The sequence below is a fragment of the Pelagimonas sp. genome (assembly GCF_050633425.1).
Classification (GTDB): Bacteria; Pseudomonadota; Alphaproteobacteria; order Rhodobacterales; family Rhodobacteraceae; genus Pelagimonas.
Genome location: NZ_JBOEGM010000016.1, coordinates 357,699 through 370,751 on the forward strand (window position 1 = coordinate 357,699; position 13,053 = coordinate 370,751).

Annotated in this window: 13 protein-coding genes and 1 pseudogene; 13 read left to right on the forward strand and 1 reads right to left on the reverse strand. The window is 54.9% G+C overall.

What is annotated here, in order from left to right; genetic code table 11:
* Positions 1-63 precede the first annotated feature (63 nt).
* From ACRBB0_RS14870 to ACRBB0_RS14890, 5 genes and pseudogenes are all read left to right on the forward strand, one after another.
* Positions 64-845, forward strand: a pseudogene (locus ACRBB0_RS14870) (IS5 family transposase).
* Between the two features lie 359 nt (positions 846-1,204).
* On the forward strand, positions 1,205-1,627 hold the full coding sequence (locus ACRBB0_RS14875; RefSeq protein ID WP_431375226.1) for a BLUF domain-containing protein: 423 nt from the start codon (positions 1,205-1,207) through the stop codon (positions 1,625-1,627).
* Positions 1,628-3,790: 2,163 nt separating this feature from the next.
* Entirely contained in the window at positions 3,791-4,978 is a 1,188-nt protein-coding gene (locus ACRBB0_RS14880; RefSeq protein WP_431375227.1) for a tyrosine-type recombinase/integrase, read from the forward strand.
* Positions 4,979-5,141: 163 nt separating this feature from the next.
* Positions 5,142-5,399: a helix-turn-helix transcriptional regulator gene (locus tag ACRBB0_RS14885; protein WP_431375228.1), complete on the forward strand. Its 258-nt coding sequence runs from the start codon at positions 5,142-5,144 to the stop codon at positions 5,397-5,399.
* 142 nt (positions 5,400-5,541) lie between these two features.
* Positions 5,542-7,920, forward strand: coding sequence for a DUF5906 domain-containing protein (locus tag ACRBB0_RS14890; RefSeq protein ID WP_431375229.1), 2,379 nt, complete (start codon positions 5,542-5,544; stop codon positions 7,918-7,920).
* Positions 7,921-8,431: 511 nt separating this feature from the next.
* Here the strand turns inward: ACRBB0_RS14890 and ACRBB0_RS14895 are convergent.
* The gene (locus ACRBB0_RS14895) at positions 8,432-8,605 is read right to left on the reverse strand and encodes a hypothetical protein (protein WP_431375230.1); all 174 of its coding nucleotides are present in this window, start codon (positions 8,603-8,605) and stop codon (positions 8,432-8,434) included.
* 75 nt (positions 8,606-8,680) lie between these two features.
* On the opposite strand from ACRBB0_RS14895, the gene ACRBB0_RS14900 reads away from it, so the two are divergent.
* From ACRBB0_RS14900 to ACRBB0_RS14935, 8 genes are all read left to right on the forward strand, one after another.
* Positions 8,681-8,947 carry a hypothetical protein gene (locus tag ACRBB0_RS14900; RefSeq protein ID WP_431375231.1) on the forward strand — a complete coding sequence of 89 codons (267 nt, stop codon included), beginning with the start codon at positions 8,681-8,683 and terminating at the stop codon, positions 8,945-8,947.
* A 1-nt stretch (position 8,948) separates the two neighbouring features.
* Positions 8,949-9,185 (forward strand): hypothetical protein, encoded by a 237-nt coding sequence (locus ACRBB0_RS14905; protein ID WP_431375232.1) that lies wholly within the window; start codon positions 8,949-8,951, stop codon positions 9,183-9,185.
* Positions 9,173-9,547: a hypothetical protein gene (locus ACRBB0_RS14910; RefSeq protein WP_431375233.1), complete on the forward strand. Its 375-nt coding sequence runs from the start codon at positions 9,173-9,175 to the stop codon at positions 9,545-9,547. The genes ACRBB0_RS14905 and ACRBB0_RS14910 overlap by 13 nt, the downstream gene beginning before the upstream one ends.
* A gap of 101 nt (positions 9,548-9,648) precedes the next feature.
* Complete coding sequence (locus ACRBB0_RS14915; protein ID WP_431375234.1) at positions 9,649-10,242, forward strand: hypothetical protein; 594 nt, start codon at positions 9,649-9,651, stop codon at positions 10,240-10,242.
* Positions 10,232-10,621, forward strand: a complete 390-nt coding sequence (locus ACRBB0_RS14920; RefSeq protein WP_431375235.1) for a hypothetical protein — start codon at positions 10,232-10,234, stop codon at positions 10,619-10,621. Before ACRBB0_RS14915 ends, ACRBB0_RS14920 begins: the two co-directional genes overlap by 11 nt.
* Position 10,622: 1 nt before the next feature.
* The gene (locus ACRBB0_RS14925; RefSeq protein WP_431375236.1) at positions 10,623-11,210 is read left to right on the forward strand and encodes a hypothetical protein; all 588 of its coding nucleotides are present in this window, start codon (positions 10,623-10,625) and stop codon (positions 11,208-11,210) included.
* Positions 11,211-11,438: 228 nt separating this feature from the next.
* Positions 11,439-12,218: a terminase large subunit domain-containing protein gene (locus ACRBB0_RS14930; protein WP_431375237.1), complete on the forward strand. Its 780-nt coding sequence runs from the start codon at positions 11,439-11,441 to the stop codon at positions 12,216-12,218.
* The gene (locus tag ACRBB0_RS14935; protein WP_431375238.1) at positions 12,203-12,940 is read left to right on the forward strand and encodes a hypothetical protein; all 738 of its coding nucleotides are present in this window, start codon (positions 12,203-12,205) and stop codon (positions 12,938-12,940) included. Before ACRBB0_RS14930 ends, ACRBB0_RS14935 begins: the two co-directional genes overlap by 16 nt.
* Positions 12,941-13,053: the final 113 nt, after the last annotated feature.

Here is a 13,053-nt window from a genome sequence, read left to right on the forward strand (position 1 = left end):
GTGTTGACAAAAGGGATTCACACCGGGGCTTGGACGTGCTTCAAGCTGGTATCTGCTCTGGAGATCAGCTTGCCCCGAGACCTGATGAGCGACGACGAGTGGTCGCTGTTTGAACACTTCATTCTTGCGATCCAAACCCGGAATGTGCGCCAGCCTACCAATCATCGCCTTGTTCTGGATGGGATATTCTGGATTTCACGCACTGGATCACCTTGGCGAGATTTGCCCGAGGAGTTTGGTAAATGGTCCAGTGTTTACCGCCAATTCCGGCACTGGACGATGGCTGGGCTGTGGGAGGGCATACTCGAAGCCCTGAACCAAAGCGGGGCCGTTCCAAACGCTCTCCAAATGATCGACAGCACCGTTATTCGCGCGCATCATCAAGCAACGGGCGCAAAAGGGGACTCCGAGACAGGGTTTTGGCCGTTCAAGAGGTGGCGTCACGACCAAGATCCACCTCCGCGTCAACGCGCATGGGTTGCCCATGAGAACAGACTTCTCACCGGGGCAAACTTCGGACTACTTTGGTTCTTAATCTCGTCATCGCTGATAATCTGCCTGAGCCGAAAGTGCTACTGGCAGATCGAGTCTATGATGCTGATCGCATTCGGTAAAACATGAATGTACGGGAAATCCTGTCCCGAATTCCGATGCGAAAGACCTGCAAAATGCGCGTCGGTTTGGATCATGGGCTGTACCGATTGAGGAACCTGATCGAACGCTGTTGCAATAAGCTCAAAAATGCCCGCCGCGTCGCCACCCGGTATGACAAAACTGCAGAACGTTACCTCGGGTTCATCGACATCACATCCATCCGGCTCGGGGTGCACCATTTGTCAACATGACCTAGGCACATACATTTCAATTACATTCTCATAGTTTCTCCACGAATGCCGGTTTACGCGAACTATGGAAATACCTTTTTTAAGAAAAACTTTGAGGTCAACGCTAGCTACGTCCGCATGGCTGTCATCTAGTCTAAATTTTTGACGCAAGGGTCGCAAATGTCCGGTCTTCTCGAGGCCTTGCAGCGCGTTTAGGCTGAAACGGCTGGGTAAGGCACTGACTTTTCAAACTCCGCTTTATGCGCAGAGCTGTCATACGTGCTTGGCGCGACGTTCTGCAAAACTGACACAAGTCAGAGTAAAGGCAGTATTAACCAAACATGGCCAATAATCGACCTGCTCGCCAGAGGAGGATATCGATGCATTTTTTGATATACAGCAGTACCGCGCTCGTCCCCGAAACTGATATCGTCGCGCATGATTCCATTCTTTTGTCCGCTTTGGATGTAAATCCTCGGCTTGGCCTAACGGGTTTCTTGCACCGCGAGCGGCAGTTTTTCCTGCAGTATTTGGAAGGTGATGAGCAAAAAATCGATATCCTAATGGAGAAAATCTGGTGTGACAAACGGCACAAGGATATCCACATTTTGGCCCGTGGTCCTTTGAAAGGGCGTCTTTTGCCGGATTGGTCGATGGGGTTCGTCAACGGTCATCAACTCGCATTGAGAGACATGCTGGAAAGCGATGAGAAAGGGTTACGTATTCGAGGCCACGATCCAGTGGAACTTGTGCAGTTTTTCGTGATTAATGCGGATTCTCTTAGCCAAAGGCTTGCTGCTTGAACGCCACCACTGCCGGGTTTGGTCTACGCTGGAGTTGCAAAGCAAAGAAGTTCTGTCCGTTCTAGGGCAATTGGTGACTGCACTTGCAGCGAAGGTCTGCTCCTTCCCCTATCGTACAGCATTGGACCACTGCCCAGCAGCGAGATTCCTCAGATTTGCAAAACTCGCTTTCTGCGCATTCCTGACCTGGCATCCTGCGCAGCATTGGTGTTCTGGCCGATTGAGTTTCCAATGGCTACTTCCACCGAAGCTCCCGAAACTTTCGCGACTGCAGAGAACGTCAGCTTTCCGCCCATCTCACCTTGTGCAACACGCGTTTCGATAACCTTGGGGAGTTGCGCGACAGCCTCGGCCAGTGCTGGAACGGGGGCAGGTTTGCGCCATCTTCCCCAAGTTCTTGATCGATGACTTGGCGCATTCAGTGGCCAAATTTGCGGCCATGGGCGTTATTTTCTGTTTCATAAAGCTCTGTGAAAACACTGATTTGTTTGTTTTTTCGTGCTTTACCGACATAGTCGAAAAAGCCTCTGTCAATCATTTCACAGTGGATCGGAATTATGCGGCGCGATGATAGTTTTTTGATGGGGCGCAACTCGGATTCCTAAATGGAACAGCACCAGATGCCGCAATCTCAATAATGTCAGACAGCGCAAGTCCTGCGATTTCTTCGCGCCGCGCACCTGTGTATGCGCCGATCAGAGGGCACCAGTAGATGCTCCTCGGATCGTGAACCAGTCCAGACGGGAATTTGAACAACCGCATGAAGCAGCTCAATGGAAAACGCTTCGCGTTTATCACGCGCGCAGACGGTTTCTTTTCTAGCAGCTTGGTAGGGTTGAGGTCTGGATCAAATAGGCAGCCCCTTCATCTCGTGCCCATTCCGGAGTTTGGTTGCAGTGTTCAAGAGAGCGGATGACGGTTCCGACAGACAGGCCAACCTTTTCCGGCTTTAAAACGGCGGCTTTTGCCATGAACTTATCGCGGTTTCGGTTTGATCCTTCGGGCTTTTGTCCCAGCTTTTAGGCATCATTGATAGATCCGCGCGAAAAACTTGCCAGTCTTTGGCGATGTTATCAATGCCGGACAATACCGAGAACAGCATCGCAAAATTTTGGTTTTGACGACGCAATTTTTTTCAATACCTTCATAGCGTTAGATGACGCTCCTGCGGTCAGCCACGTCGATTATTTCGGATGATGGCAAATTCCGACAAGAGGTAGGCGTTTCAGGTTGAACCGGCTGAACGACAAGATCTAATTCACCGCCACCGCCACCGCCACCGCCACCGCCACCGGCCCAAGCCTTGGCCTTTCCGGAGACGGAAAAATCAAGAACCTGAGCGTACTCCAATGCCGAAAGGCTCTCGTGATAGGTTTTTTCTTGGAAAGCACTGGTGATGGTTTTTTGTGGAGAGCGCTAGTTAGATTCTTACGGATCAATTCCATGTTGTCACGGACCAAATCGGAAGTCTCCGGGGCAGGGGCATGGCTCAGGCCACTTGTTGAAATCCGATCCCAAGACTCAGCCATTGCGGCGTCATTACCAGCGTCATCCTCTCGATCAAGGCAATCCACACGTGCCAACATCTACAGTCGTTCGATCTTAGCACGTTCCTTGCGGATCACGGCAGCCAGAAAAGCCCGCCTACGTTCGGGTGTGATACGATTCTTAACGATTTATTCCATGTTCAGATCACTCTCTACGCATACTTTTGATATGTACGTGATGGCGATCCCTCGTCCCCAAGGAGAGCTTGATATCAATATTTTCTGTGGAAAATTGCCGTGTTTTACGCTGCCATTGCTAGACCGGGCTACGTTTCGACAGGTGACACTGCGTGTTCATAGTCGTGCCGTTCATCAATAAACGAATTGGACACTTTGTCTGAGTTAGTGGAACACGGTTGTGCAGCATATAAAGACCAACTTCCTCATAAGGTCTTATAGTTCAAGTTCTTATGAGGAAGTTGGCTCCGGCGGTAGGGATCGAACCTACGGCCAATTGATTAACAGGGGATTGGTTTGTGGTGTGGGTTGATCGGATTTGATCGGTGATCATATTGAAAATATGAGGTAAATGCGGTTCTGCAACGAAAAACAAGTTGGTCTTTGTCGCATTGGATCGTATGTAATCGGTGATAAATGTTGCAGAGGATGTTGCAGAATGGCTCGATTGGAAACAAATCTGACTTCCCGACCCGCGATTGCGAAGATCAAAAACCCGCAAGCAGGCACCGACTTCTACTCACACAAAGGCGACGCCTTGAAAGGGATACGCCTTGCTGTTGGGGCGCGGTCGAAGGTGTGGATTTTATCGAAACGGATTGGCGGCAAGGTGCGGTCGATCAAACTCGGTGACTGGCCCGAAGTCGCAAACGGCGACAAGGCATTGATCTTTGCCCGCGACAAGATTGAAGAACTTGAAACGGGCACAGACGCGAAGGCGACAAACATCGCGACCCTGCACGATGCTTTCGAGTCCCATGCAGCACAATCAGATGCAAAGCCCGAGACCATCGCGAACTATAGGCTCCAGATCGCCAATCACCTCGACGACTTGTTCTCGAAACCCGTGGAACAGATCACGTTGCCGATGATGGAGGCCGCAATCAGCGGCAAGACAGTCTCGACGGCAAAGCACCTCGTTCAGATCATCAAGATGGCATTCCGCCGTGCCTCTATCGTCCGCCGCTGTTTTGACGTGTCTGCTGATCTCAAGGTGAAAGGTGCGAAGAAATACAAACCGTCGAACAATGTGAAATTTGATCCAGCGGAGCAATGGCCTGCAATCGACCTGATCTTCGAGTGCAACAGCCTTGTGCATCGAACCGCGTGGTTGCTGATGCTATTCACGGGCTTCCGTTCGATCAACGTGCGCACCCTAAACTGGGATCAAGTCGATCTCGACAAGAAGACAATCAAGCTGACTGCCATGAAGAATGGCCTCGACCGCACATTCCCAATCTCAGACGTTGTGTGCGCGGCGCTGATGCGCCTCCCGCATCGCGAGGGGTTCGTGTTCCCGGCTGACACACCACGGTCGAACACGGGCCATATCGACCAGCTTGCGGCTCGGACACGCGGTATTGAAATGTACCAAGGCAACGAGCGCCCAAAGAAGGCATTGCGACAGCATGATTGCCGCCGCCTGTTCACGACCGCCGCCCGTCGCGCGCGCCTCCCCGAGTATGTCATCGACGAACTTCGCGGTGACACGGCGAAGAAGGTTCAAGACATTTACGACCAAGGTTCGGCCAACCGCGGCGACGCCAACTTGATCGCTGAACGCATCTGCTCCGAATGCGGGATAACACCTGCTTTCGTACTTGAACGGATCAAAAGCGGCGCATAATCATGCGACAGTAATTCGCCCCATCTCACACGCGTCCTTCCGTGAGATGAGGCCGTGGTGCAGACGTCAGGATTAACGCCCGTCACGGGCCTTAGGCATACGCGATCCTGAGCGCGAAGGCATAAGCACACGGTCGAAGGCAACGCCAAGAAAGGCGAACCCTTTGACTACCTCAACAGATGAACTCCGCGCCCTGCGCGATACTGTCGGTCAATTGGCCGACCAACTGACCCGCATCGGTGTCGGTCCAAAACTCATGACAACGCCTGAGTGCGCCGAATTTCTTGGAGTCGGGAAAGACGTGATGTTCGAATGGCGGAAAAGCGGCGAGGGGCCTCCCTACCTGCACATCACCACCCGCACCCTCAGATATGATCGTGATGCTTTGCTCGAATGGGCACGGTCGCACGAAGTGAAATAAACGGAGCGAGGGTCGAGTCCCCGCTCCGGGTTAAGCGTGTCACGAAGTGTTTGGAATAACTGCTTTATAGCAGTTTTTGCGGTGCGCCAAAACCATGGTTTGAGGTGATTGACCACGCTCTCTTAGGAAAGAGAGAAATAGAATGGCCTATGAAAAACTGTTTGCAGGCAACCAAGATCGGTTCCTGACATTCGATCCCGCGAGCCTCAAGCCACGGGAAGAAGACGGCAAGCTCGTGCCTGACTATCGCACGATCAAGCGCGAAGTGTCGGAAAAGGTTTGGAAGCAGCAACTCGGCGGCATTGCTTCGTTGGGGTTGTCGCCGTTGCGCGATGGCAAAGTGAAGTGGGGCGCAATCGACATCGACATTTACCCCTGCCTCGAAACTGAGGACGAACTGTCGGAATTCCTCAAAAAGTGGAACGACCCGTGCCTGATCGCTCGTTCGAAATCGGGTGGTGTCCATGTGATTGCATTTACCAAGGATTGGGTGAGTGCGGAGGTGATGCGCGCCTATCTGACGGCAAAGCGTGACGCTGTGTTGTCGCCTGAATTTTTGGAACACGCAGACGAGATTTTTCCAAAGCAAAACGACGGGAATGGTTCACAGATGAACCTGCCTCAGTTCGGTTCAGAACGTCCCGTGCTGGCTTGGAAGTCACCGACCTTCGTTCAGTATTGCAACACCACAACGAAGTCGGGCGACGAGATCGGCGTTGATTGGGAAGCAGTCGAAAGACAATGTTCCGTGCCTGAGGCGCATATGGCGTCGGTCACGATTGCCGCCCTCACCAAAATGCCGAAACGGGCAAGCAAGGCGCGTGAGAAAAAGAAGTATGCAGGCGGGTTCAAACGCCCGACGAGCGGGCGTGGGATGGAGGGGCGCAATAGCTATCTGTTCAGTTGTGGCGCGTCGGCGCGGGCGCGCGGTGCAGACGAGGACGAAGCGGAGGCGATCATTCGAGAGGTCAACGAATGGTTCGGCGACCCGTCCAACGGTTTTACGAGCAAGGGACCGATTACAGACGAAAGGCGATTGGAGACGGTCATCAGCCAGGTGCAGAAATTGCCGCAGGGAGAGGTTGCCGATCTCGCATTCGACGTGGTCGAGCGGATGAATGCGGAATGGGCGCTCATGTTTGTGGACGGGGCGGCTGAGGTATTGAATACGGTAAAAGAGAAACCGTTTTCCTTGTCCGCCTTCCAACTCAAACTGCGCCCCTACAAATTGCGCGGCAAGGAAGTGTCGGACTTGTGGCTCGATGATCCCGACCGCCGCGAGTACGACGGGTATGTTATCGAAGCGCCTGACTATGAGGGTGACGGGTTCAACATTTTCCAAGGGTGGAAAGTCAAACCTACGAACGGCGATGCAACTCTATGGGAGCAATATGTCCGAGACATCCTTTGCTCAGGCGACGACGATCTTGCCCATTGGGTCATGTCATTCATTGCCGATGCCGTGCAACGCCCATGGTCGAAGCATCCGGGCACAGCAATTGCTCTGCGCGGTGGACAGGGCGGTGGCAAGTCGTTCCTCGGCAAAGCGATGCGCACGATCCTGCGCAGGGAGCAGATAGCCGAGTTCGCGCAATCGGATCGCCTTCTCGCGCAGTTCAACCGCTCCATGTTCGGGGCGACATTCATCCTCGCCGAGGAATCCTTTTTTGCAGGGTCGCGCAAGTTGGCGTCGGCATCGAAGGCGTTGGTTGAGGCTGATACGTGGACCTATGAGCAGAAGTATCTCGCCTCATTCGAAGGCAAGAATGTCCATCGCGTGATCGCCACGACCAACGAGGATCAGGCTGTTCACATCGACTTCGACGATAGGCGGTGGACGGTGATCGAGGTGCCAACAGTGTTCGACGACGAGAATAGGCAGGAGGGGCGTGATTGGTGGGATCCCTATTACAAACTGCTCCGCGATGATCCCGGTGCGATACTGCGCTTCCTTCTTGAGTATGATGTCGACCAAGACTTAATCGCTTCGCCGTGGGTGACAGCGGCAAAGGCAGCGGACAAAATCACGTCCGACCCTGTGGTCGCGTTGATGGATGAAATTGCGAGACACGGTTCCTGTCCCGATGACTTGCGCGGGGATGGGCGCATCTCAACAGCGACGCTTGCCAAGGAGGTTTGGGCGCGCGGTGCATCGCGCCAAGATGCGCCTCGGCGGTTTGCCAACCAAGTGCGCGACAAATTTGGTGGCGTGACAGAAGCGAACTGCATCAATATCGAAAGGGTCGAATACCGCCAAACCCCAGACGGTGTCCTGACGCCATACGTGCTCAAGCGGGCGGATCGTTCGGGAGTGCAACTTCCATCGCTGACCGAGTTTCGCCGCCTCGTGTCGAAGATCACAGGCGAGACGTATCCCGTCCATGGTGATTGGTCGGAATATCGCATCGCCGACCCTGAGACCGTCAACGACATCGACCCGAACGGCGGCGATGCGGACGCGGTGTTGCAGTACGTGAAGGAGAAGGGCGCTATCGTGAAAAACGATGATATTCCCTTCTGAGGCCACGGTAGCGTGGCAAATTCCCATGGACGTCCCACGGAAGGAATTCTTGCGTGGGACGTTTTTTTGTTTGGCATTCAAGCGGTTCGACGGTTTTCCCACGGAAGACACGTTTCCACGGTGGGTTTTGAGAAAGTGCTCTGGCTCGTTGTCGTCGATGCGCGTTGCATCGCTGCTATTATTTCAGAGTAGTTTGTCAAAAGTAGTGTGTGTTCCGTGGGAAGCGTGGTTTTGTCATAAAAATAAGTGGTTTGAACCTCCCACGGAAGAATTTGTAGCGTGGGAAGCATGTGACGTTCCGTGGGAACGCGTCGTTCTGGTTGCCTACCTCCCCCCGAAATCTCCGCCTACTTGTTGCGAGATGGTCGCAACTGAATGCCTGCGATCACGGCAATTGAACAGCAATCAACCGCCAACGGGGTCTAACCGATTCTTCTGAAAGTGGTTTGGTGGAGGCGGTGTTGCAGAACGCTTTGGCTCTGCAACAGACGCAAGTAAGTGAGTGGAAAGGTCACTTTCTAACCCACAGAAAGTGAGCAAATAGGTCAGATTTCTGCAAAGAAATCAGCACCTTCTTTTCTCCATGCTCCACCTCATTCCCCAGACCATCACCCCAACAGCGGATGATACGCAATTCATGCTGGGCCGGTGGCGTGCCGATAAAACACGCCACTTCTGCGCGCATCCGGTGCTCCAGTGGGCTGCATCCTTTCGGCCCGGCCCGCCGGGTGCGCGCGATCACAATGCGAAAGGACAACGCATGACCATCACCGCAACCATCGACGAGCACGAAGCCGTCACCCTCACCTACACGCGCATGAACACCACGTCGAACCTTGGCGTGCCCGATGCAGCAGCCTTCGCTGACGACCTGCTATCGACATTCAAGCCCGATCAAGGCGACATCTACCGCGACGCCTACAACGTCTTGGTGAAACCCGATGGCGTGAAGGTCGAGGTGCATCCCCATTCCTTCCCGATCCCGTGGCAGCATATCGCCGCCGTGGTCGATCAGCTCAAAGCCTGACATGCCCGTTGCACCACTATGGCGTGAACTCCCCCTGACGCGCGGCACGCTCCTTGAACGCGGCCTGCGCGTCCACGGCGTGTGGACAATGCAAATCGGCCTCGACACCCCACCGCGCGTCTATGTTGATTGGCAAGATGCCCCGAACAAGCACGAGATCGACGTTGCCGAACACCTCGTCGTTGCCCGCAAGATCGCCCACATCGAACCCGGCAGCAGAAAGCCGTGGATGGCATGACGGGCACGGCTGAGGGCGCGTTTGTCGCGGCCATCATCTCGCAAGCGTATTCCGACATGCTTGGACCGAATGACGAACACGCATACGCGGCGATAACGTTCCTGACCGCCCCCAATGGCCGACACGCCCGTTGGCGCAACAAACTGTTCGGTCTCTTGGGACTCGACGGTGACATTGCCGCCCGACGCATCGTCGAAGGCCTTGAAGGCAACGCTGATCTGCATCCCTTCACATTGGAAACGAGCGAGCAACACGCTGCTCAGGTCGATCTCGCGCGCAAGCGTTGGCAACACCTTAAATATCCTCAGGCATGCCGCGCTCCACCTTCTTTATCGGTCGAAGACGCTGAGTTTGCTCATTAAATTCAATTCATGAGCGCAACGGTGCGTCGCCTTTTTGATGTCCAATCAGACAAAGAGCGATNNATCGCTCTTTGTCTGATTGGACCAAAAAGGAATGACCATTGCCCGACGATACCACGGCTGCCCTGCAAGCCCTCATCAAGCAGGTTGAAACCCTCACCACAACCGTCACAGATCAGCAAAAGCGAATGGACGGCCTGCACGACTTCAACACCCGTATCCTTGACGAAAAGAAGGACATGCAGAGCCAGCTTGAACAGCAGACAGAGACGGACAAAAAGCTGGCCGATATGGGCTATCAACGCGCCCCTGACGGCAACTACTATCCGCAAGGGACAAAGCCTGCTCATACCTTGACACGGGCCGAGGCACGCGACCCACAGAAGTATCGCGCTGCCAAAGAAGCAGCGGCCAAAGCCGGTGCGACGCTTCAAATCGTAGATTCCACGGACGGTGGCGACACACACCGTCGGTCATCCCGCACAGAAACAGACACCTCCCTCACCACAACTCTCATTCGCGACGACGACCAAAAGGTCGCCTACATGCGCCGGGACGTGATGGGATCAGACGCGCGTCAATACCGCCAGCTTCGCGCTGATGGGTTCAACGTGCAGTCATGGGACAATGCCGACGACCTCCCGCAGCACATGCAAACGAAACTCGCGCTGATGGAGAAATCCAATGACGCCTGAGGACCGTGCCACTATCGAATGGGCCTACCGCGTCGTCCTTGGGTTCTCGGCGGAAGATGAAGTGATCGTGCTGCGTGACCTTACTGTAGTCACCCAGCACGATCACGCCCCCCTAAACCCGTCAGGCAGCAGTCAGGACGCCCTGATCGTTGCCCTCGCGCAAACGATGAAATTCCGCATCCGAGGATTGCAGTTTGGCGAATTGCGCCGCGATCTCATCGCGGCTGGTATGCGGGAACAGGTGGCAGATCGCGTTCATGATCATCTGGTGGATATCTCCGTTGAAGAATGGAACCGCTTGAAGCAGCGGATTGCTTGGTATCGCGACGATAAATGCTCGCCCATCACCCCCTCAACCACGCCTTCAGGAGAAACCTGATATGGCTGGCAACAAAGGATCGGGGCGGCGCGCTGTAATCGACATGCGCCCGGACAAGAACGAGATCGTGAAAATGATCATCAAGCGCGAACTCAAGACTCCTGACAGCATCCCATATGGGGACACTGCCAAGCGCATCGGCGTCGATTTTTCGACCGTTCAACGGTATCGGGAAGAAAAGATCACCGAGGAAATGCGGAGGAAGGTGATGGCCGATTTGCGTGTCGAAGACGTCGAGTCGGACACAGCGGTCCTCAACGACGAACGGATGGACGTTGCCCAAACCTATGAAAGCCTCGCGCGTCGGATCGAAAAGCTGATCACGAAGGCCGAGGACAACGAAGACGACGGGTTCGCTTTGGCCGCGATGGAAGGACTCAGAAAAATCCTCCGCGACATTGCGACTATGCACGGGAAGATGGCGACCAACCTAACAGTCACTCAGTCTCTCGCGGAATCGCCCGAATGGGTGACGCTCAAAGCCGTTTTGCAAGCTGTCTGCGACGAGGTTCCCGATGCGCGCGAGCCTCTCCTGCGCCAGATGCGCCACTATGTTCTCAGCGTCACAAAAGAGGGGTCGGTGCTATGAAGTCGCCCCATTCAGAATTCCTCGGTTGGGATCACTACGCACGCGAATATGCGAGGCGTCTGGAAGCCGCCAACTCGACGGGGCATCCCGAATGGGTTGAACTGCCCGCGACGCGACGAGACGCAAATGGGGCAGGCATGTATTTCACAGGCAAGCCGTGCAAGAACAGGCACATCTCCCCGCGTTATTCGATGGGTTGTTGCCGCGCCTGTCAGATGGGGCAGTAACATGCCTTTTGATGCACTCATACCGTGGTGCGAGGAACTTGAACGCTCGCTCGATCCTGCTGCGCGTCTACGCCATTGGATCGGCCATGAGCCTGATCCTTGGCAGATCGACGCTTTCACGACGCAGGCGACGGAAGTTGCTTTGCGCGTGGGTCGTCAGGCGGGCAAGACGTCCGTTCTCGCCGCCCGCTCGGTCGAGGAATTGCACATCCCGGAATCGTTGACCATCTGCGTTGCGCCTGCGGAACGACAAGCGAAGATCATCGCGCGAGAAATCGGGCGACAGTTGAAGCGCACCGAATTGGTCATTACCCGCTCGACTCTCACCGAACTCGAAATGTCGAACGGTGCGCGCGTCGTCGCGCTGCCGTCTACGTCGGACACCATTCGCGGTTATCCTTCGGTGTCGTGTCTGATCATTGACGAATGCGCATTCTTGCAAGGCGAAGGTGGCGGGGAAGACCTGATTGCGGGCGTCTTGCCGATGCTGACGGAAAAAGGGCAAGTCTACTTCTCGTCAACGCCTGCGGGCAAAAACAACTATTTCGCGCGGCTGTTCCTCGACGCAAAGCCCGGTGACGGTGTTCACCGCATCGTCGTCAAAGGCACCGACATTCCGCGACTGAAAGACAAAGTGGAGCGGATGCGCCGCACGTTGTCCGCGACGAAATTCCGCCAAGAGATCGAACGTGAACTGCTCTCGGACGGCACCAGCTACTTCGACCTCTCAATCATCGAAAACGCAACAAGCACGGAGGGCGCGATATGTCCCAAGATGTGAATTACGAAACCGCACTCGACCTCGTCTATCTGCCTGACGGGCGCGTGGTCAACGAGACCAACCAAGACCCGGCTATTGAACGCGTCACAGGACACCAAAACTATTGGGTGGCGGCTGATCTAGGACAGGCGAATGACTACACCGCCGTTGCCGTGATCAAAGACGAGGCGCTGCCTATCGTTGACGGGTCGAAGGTCATCGTCGGTCCGCGTCACAGATCAATAGTTTACGCCGACCGCTTCCGTGGTGTGTCCTATGTCGATGTCTGCGACCACCTGATCCGCTTGCGCAACGCACCGCCGTTCGGTGGAAAGTCGGAGCTTGTGATTGACGGAACGTCGCTCGGGCGGGTCGTGTCGGATATGTTCTGGGATCAATCAGTCGATCACCACGCCGTGCAAATGACGGGCGGACAGCAGTGGCGCAAGGAAAGCTCACGGTATGTAAACGCGGGGAAGTCTTTCATGATCGAGAACCTATCCGTGCTGTTTGCCTCCGGCGACCTCAAGTTTGCCCACGACCTGCCACTGCGCGACGAGATCGAATCCGACCTGGCTTCCTTTTCCTTGCAGACCACGGCAGCAGGAAACCAAATCATCACGCAGTCACGGTCAGCAGGCGGTCACGGTGATTTGGGGATCGCGGTCATCGTCGGCGCGTTCGCGTCGCAATACCTGCGCCCGAAAATGGTCACGACCCACACATTGCGCGGTTGGTATTGACGTCTCTCGATGATCTGATCCTCGTCACGCCTGTCGTTGCCCGACGAGGCGCACGAAACACAGGTAGACTCCCTCGTACAATCGCGCGCTGATGGGCGTCTTGGAGTATTGGG

Excerpts from the sequence above, each read along its gene's own strand:
- ACRBB0_RS14920 (WP_431375235.1), top strand. The coding sequence starts at position 10,232 with ATGACGCCTGAGGACCGTGCCACTATCGAATGGGCCTACCGCGTCGTC.
- ACRBB0_RS14935 (WP_431375238.1), top strand. The coding sequence starts at position 12,203 with ATGTCCCAAGATGTGAATTACGAAACCGCACTCGACCTCGTCTATCTG.
- ACRBB0_RS14905 (WP_431375232.1), top strand. The coding sequence starts at position 8,949 with ATGCCCGTTGCACCACTATGGCGTGAACTCCCCCTGACGCGCGGCACG.
- ACRBB0_RS14930 (WP_431375237.1), top strand. The coding sequence starts at position 11,439 with ATGCCTTTTGATGCACTCATACCGTGGTGCGAGGAACTTGAACGCTCG.
- ACRBB0_RS14890 (WP_431375229.1), top strand. The coding sequence starts at position 5,542 with ATGGCCTATGAAAAACTGTTTGCAGGCAACCAAGATCGGTTCCTGACA.
- ACRBB0_RS14875 (WP_431375226.1), top strand. The coding sequence starts at position 1,205 with ATGCATTTTTTGATATACAGCAGTACCGCGCTCGTCCCCGAAACTGAT.
- ACRBB0_RS14895 (WP_431375230.1), bottom strand. The coding sequence starts at position 8,605 with ATGCGCGCAGAAGTGGCGTGTTTTATCGGCACGCCACCGGCCCAGCAT.
- ACRBB0_RS14880 (WP_431375227.1), top strand. The coding sequence starts at position 3,791 with ATGGCTCGATTGGAAACAAATCTGACTTCCCGACCCGCGATTGCGAAG.
- ACRBB0_RS14900 (WP_431375231.1), top strand. The coding sequence starts at position 8,681 with ATGACCATCACCGCAACCATCGACGAGCACGAAGCCGTCACCCTCACC.
- ACRBB0_RS14925 (WP_431375236.1), top strand. The coding sequence starts at position 10,623 with ATGGCTGGCAACAAAGGATCGGGGCGGCGCGCTGTAATCGACATGCGC.